Annotated in this window: 4 protein-coding genes; 3 read left to right on the top strand and 1 reads right to left on the bottom strand. The window is 69.7% G+C overall.

Features of this window, described 5'->3' with window-relative positions; translation table 11 throughout:
- Positions 1-178, bottom strand: a 178-nt coding sequence (locus ACWGIU_RS30430; protein ID WP_453711178.1) for a transposase, incomplete at its 3' end; no start/stop codon positions are given.
- A gap of 312 nt (positions 179-490) precedes the next feature.
- On the opposite strand from ACWGIU_RS30430, the gene ACWGIU_RS30435 reads away from it, so the two are divergent.
- From ACWGIU_RS30435 to tpg, 3 genes are all read left to right on the top strand, one after another.
- Positions 491-961, top strand: coding sequence for a hypothetical protein (locus ACWGIU_RS30435; RefSeq protein ID WP_453711172.1), 471 nt, complete (start codon positions 491-493; stop codon positions 959-961).
- A gap of 919 nt (positions 962-1880) precedes the next feature.
- A complete protein-coding gene (gene tap, locus ACWGIU_RS30440; RefSeq protein WP_453711174.1) occupies positions 1881-3962 on the top strand; it encodes a telomere-associated protein Tap in 2082 nt (693 codons plus the stop codon).
- Positions 3963-3965: 3 nt separating this feature from the next.
- Complete coding sequence (gene tpg / locus ACWGIU_RS30445) at positions 3966-4520, top strand: telomere-protecting terminal protein Tpg (protein WP_453711176.1); 555 nt, start codon at positions 3966-3968, stop codon at positions 4518-4520.
- Positions 4521-4611 lie beyond the last annotated feature (91 nt).

Raw genomic sequence — 4611 nt, forward strand, 5'->3', positions numbered from 1 at the left:
TGGCCCACGGGCCGTATCTCTCAGGCACATCCCGCCACGCGACCCCGGTCCGGAACTTCCACACGATCCCGTTCAGGACCGTCCGGTCGTCCAGCCGCGGCCGCCCCAGTACAGGCCGGGGCAGCAACGGCTCCACAAGTTCCCACTCGGCATCGGACAGTTCATGGCGACGTATCACGACACCGTGATCCACAATCCAAGATCACTTTGACGACAGACCCTAGCAACCAGGGTTCGCACCCCTCTCAATCGAACGACGTCGTCCACCATCCGCGACGGCTCCCCAAGGTCTGTGCCAGAACCGAGTTTTGGGAGCGCGCCGGTATGTGCATCCGGCCGTCTCGTGTGCAGGTCGACTCGGGACAAGTGATCATGGCAGCCAGGGCAGGCCCGGAACGCCGCAGGCGTGACCCACGGAAGGCGCCGCCGCGTGCCTGGCTGTCCGACGACCTCACCACCGAAACCGACTGCCCGAGAGGACCCAATCCTGATGTCCATATGGCCTTCGATCGTTGCCGTACTCGGTACCCTCGCCGGTGCCCTGACCGCCGGACTCCTCCAGCACCGTTCCGCACGCACCGCACGCGTCGAGGAGCGCGCCGAGAGCCACCGGCAGGACCAGCTCGGCGCCGTCACCGACCTCGCGGCCGCCCTGGACGCGCACCGCTCGGCGATCTTCCATCGGGAGCGTCTGACCCTCGCCGAGGCGGGCACCGACCACCAGCTGGAGGCCCAGACGAGGTCCCACGACACCCGGGCGGCAATCACCGCGCCCCACATCCGCCTTCAGGTCCTGGTTCCCGAGCTGGCCGGCCCCGCCCAGCAGGCCGCAGATGCCACGTACGCCCTGCGCAAGGCCATCGACCGGGCCGAGCTGGACGCGCGGCGCCATGCGGCCAAAGAAGCAACCCTCGCCTTCATCGCTGCGGCCGCCACGCTGCTGAGCCCCAACCATCGCTGACCGAGGGCGACCCAACGCCGACGTACTGGCCGTCCGGTCGCGCCGGTCCCATCCGTTCTACAACCATGCGCTCCCGTGGCGGGCGATCCTATTTCTCACCGCCGCGGACGTCGGTGATCGTGAAGCGTTCCTGGAAGCCGCAGACAACCACCAGCCCGCGTTGCACATCTGGTGATGTCGCTCAGAGGACCGCACTCTGTCGGGTTGTCGCCGCCTACCGTGAAAGCAGGGGATCGCCGGCAGGGGAGGGCATACCGTGGCCAACATCGCCTGGCACACAGAGCTCAGGATGCTTCTTGATCTCAAGCAAGAGAAGCGCGCTCCCTCGTGCTCTCGCAGGCGAACGTGAAGGGCAAGGAATCACCCCGACGGCCAAGGCCTGGCCGTGGCTGCAGTGCGCGGCAACGCGGCCGCCCTTACCTGGCTGACAACAGACGGACGGTTCTGCCGCGCCTCGTTCGGCGGTGTCTCTGAGATGGCGTGTCACTCGGAGCCCGTCGGCCCCGCGGTGGGCGAGGTTCCGCAGCTCGTTCCCTTCGAGGCGGGTCCCTGGCTGGGCTGGCTTGAGATCTTCGCGGCCCATGACCAGAAGGTCGTCTCCGCCACATGCAACGGGACGCCGCTCCCCGTGCGGGAGCTCCAGACCACCGGCGGCGGCCCGGACACCCGGGTGTGGCGCCCACTCGGTGGCCTCCACTCTCTCCCCGATGACATCCACTCGGTGGATTCCACCCGATGGACATCCACCGAGTGCACAATGCACGCCGTGGATGCCGACGGGTGGAAGTGGCGTGCATCGGGTGGCGTCGGTGCGGTGTTCCGGGTATCTCGGTGCCCGAAAACACGACACCCACCCGGTAGGGTTAAATCCATCATCCGGGTGAGGTTAATTTTGCTAGGGTTCGGGGTGGAGGTGGCTATGCCGAGCCAGGAAGAACTGTTCGACGCGGTGGACGCGCTGCTGGAGGGCGAGCCGCGGTTGCCGGCTCCGGCGGAGCGGGCGCGGCTGCGTGAGGCGGCCGGCATCACTCAGGCACGGCTCGCGGCCGCGTTGAAGTCGACGCCGCAGACGGTGAAGAACTGGGAGAACGGCCGCTCCGAGCCGAGACCACCGCGCCTGCAGGCCTACCTGCGGCTGCTGGACGGATGGGCCGAGCGGTACCCCGCGCCCGAGTCTGCGCATGCTCCGGTTCCGGAGGCGTTCACAAGCCCCGTGGAGCAACCCGCCAAGCCCTCCACCGCCGCTGCACCGGATCCGATCGGAAAGGCGCCGGTGGAGGCGGGGGGACCGGCGGCGACGTCGCGCCGCCCGGCGAGGAGAACCGCCCCGCCGGCGGCCGTTGACCCGCGGTTCCCGCACGGTCCGCTCGTGGTCCTGGACGGTGACGGGAGCGCGTACGGCGTCGACGGGATCGTGCTGGACTGTCCGGCAACCACCATTCCGCAGTTGGTGGAGTGGACGCTGAAGGAGTCCGGGCTCGGTGCGCCGCGGCTGAACCGCAACGGCAAGGACTCCGACCCGCTGGTCGTCCTTACCTCGGCGGCCGCCGTACGGCTGGGTCTGCCCGAGCGGCTGGAGGGCCACGAGCAGCGCCGCTCCCTGCGCCTGGAGGACGATCACCCGGTCGTCAGGCAACTGGCGAAGGCGAAGTGGAAGCTCACCAAGCGCGGCTTCGGGCCGTGGGCGCGGATCTACCGCCCGGCGCATGCCGGACAGCGCCAGTGCGTGCAGCTCGCGATCCTGTCGTGGGACGCGCTCGACGCCCGAGCCTGGCCGGGCGTTGCGGGTATGGAGCCGGTCGAGGTCGCCCGGGTGCTGGGTACGTATGCGGCCCGGGTGATCACCCCGCGCGGCTCGACCGCCACCTCCGGGCTGGAGCTGATGACCGCGCTGCGGCCGCCGACCCGCGCAGTGACGAACGAGACTACGGGCGAGTGGGAGTCCGCCTACAACCCGGGCTCGCTGGGGACGGACCCGATGGATCCGGCGCCGCCGGAGGCCCCCACCGAACACCCGGTCGCGCAGGGCTGGACCGGCGGCTTCCTCGACGAGGAGGCGTACCAGTGGGTGCGCGACGTGGACCTGCTGTCGGATGAGGAGTGTCTGCTGCCGTACGCGGTCGGCCTGGACCTGAACACCGCGTTCCTCGCCGCCTCCGCGCGCCTGGTCGTCGGCCTGTCCGCACCCGACCACTTCCACGCGCCGAAGTTCAACAAGAAGATCCCCGGCTCCTGGCTGGTCGACCTGTCCGGGATCGAGCTGGATCCGCGGCTGCCGTCGCCGTTCACGCCGTCCGGGCAGCGGCCCGAGGGGCCGGCCTGGTACCAGACCCACACCCTCGCCTACGCCCAGGAACTCGGCTTCGACGTCGCCCCCATCGAGGCGTTCCTGCGCCGGGAGACCGGCGCCTACCTGGATCCGTGGCACGACCGCCTCAAGACCGCCTACGCCGACACCCTCGCCGACCTCGGCGTGACCGCCGAGCTGGACGACCGGCAGTTCCTCGCCGCCATGGAGCACCACAAGCAGGTCGACCCCGCGATGGCGGCCGTCCTCGCCGCGATCAAGGCCACCGTCAAGGGCGGCATCGGCAAGCTGCGCGAGCGCCCCCAGGGCCGCCACTACCGCGACGGGGAACGGTGGCCGGCGCTGGAACGCCCGACCTGGCGCCCCGACATCCGGGCCGCGGTCATCTCCAAGGCGCGGGTCAACATGCACCGCAAGATGGCCAACACCGCGAAGGCCACCGGCCAGTACCCGCTCGGTGTCCTGTCCGACTGCGTCGTCTACGCGTCGTCCGGGCCCTCCCCGCTCGACTTCCTCCCTTACACCACCTCCGGCAAGCCCCTCCCCGGCGCCTTCCGTCTCGGAACGACGCCGGGCCTCGCCAAGGTCGAAGGCGTCCAGGAGATGGCGTGGGCCGTCGACCTCATGGAGAAGGGCCTCAACCCGGCCCGCCACATCAAGGGCGGCGACGCCGTCACCGACGAAGGAGAGTAGGCCGTGGGGGACATCGACGACGCCCTGGAGCGAGCGGACCGGGAGGTCTTCACGCGGGAGCCGCCCAAGACGCTGAAGGGCCGCATCAACTTCCTGATCGGCAAGCTGAAGACCACCAGGGCCGTGGCCGCCGAGCTCGGCGTCAGCCAGCGCTCCGTCGAGCGCTACCGCACTGGGGAACGGAAAACCCCGCCGAAGGCGATCACCGACCGCATCGACGACGCCGTACGCGCCCGCTGGCAGCCCGTGGTCCGCGGCCGCCGCCGCAAGCAGGCCGCCACCGCAACCGGGATCACCGTCGAGACCCGCGCCCGCTTCGGCTACACCGCACCCGTCGGCACCACCGACGACGGGCGTATGCGCCGGCTGACCGTCCATCTCCCGCCCGCCTACGCGCAGCGCCTCTTCGACGCCCAGCAACACGGCGCCCCGGATCCGGAACTGCGGGCGATCGTCGCCGAAGGCCTCCAGGACATCTACTTCAAAGACGGCGGCACCCGCGCCGACCAGCTCGAAGTCGAATTCACCGACATCGACTACATCGACGTGTCGTTCTAGTAGTGCTTCGTTAGGTTGGTTTGATCGGGCGGTGTGTGGTGGTGCATGCTGCGGTCGTGGATCTTGGGGAGATCGAGGAACTGCGGGGAAG

Source organism: Streptomyces sp. NPDC054840 (assembly GCF_053611065.1).